Raw genomic sequence first — 430 nt, 5'->3', positions numbered from 1 at the left:
TTCCATCTCCGAGCGTACGGCATTGCGGAACATGGTTTCCACGCCCTTATTCGTACCCAACAGATCAGACGCATTCAAATCCTCGGCTTTATTTTTTTTCTTTTTCGCCTTGTCTTTTTTGCGTTTGGCCTTCTTCTCGTTTTTTTCAGACGGCATTTCAGGATGTTCAACTACATCCTGACCTTCTACTGCTTCCTGAATTTCTACCGCGTCAGCCACAACCTCAACTTCGTTTTCAACAACACCGTTTTGCTTGTGATCCCACAAATCAACATCCTGTTGGGATTCTGCAGATGTGCCGTCGTTTAAAGGTTTGCCTTGGTCGCCCATCTGCTTCTGCCGGCCATTTTCCTTCCAATCATTCAAATCCATATCATGACTCCCAACATCAAACACTTTGAACTACATGGAAAATAAAAAACATATTTAG

1 pseudogene is annotated in these 430 nt (G+C 43.5%); it reads right to left on the bottom strand.

What is annotated here, in order from left to right:
• Positions 1-372, bottom strand: a pseudogene (locus ACTHUR_RS21710) (hypothetical protein); the annotation flags it as partial.
• Between the last annotated feature and the right edge of the window lie 58 nt (positions 373-430).

The organism is Neisseria sp. P0021.S007 (genome assembly GCF_051956855.1).
Note: the sequence above shows the minus strand (reverse complement) of the source record. Positions and strands in the feature narration are given on the sequence as shown.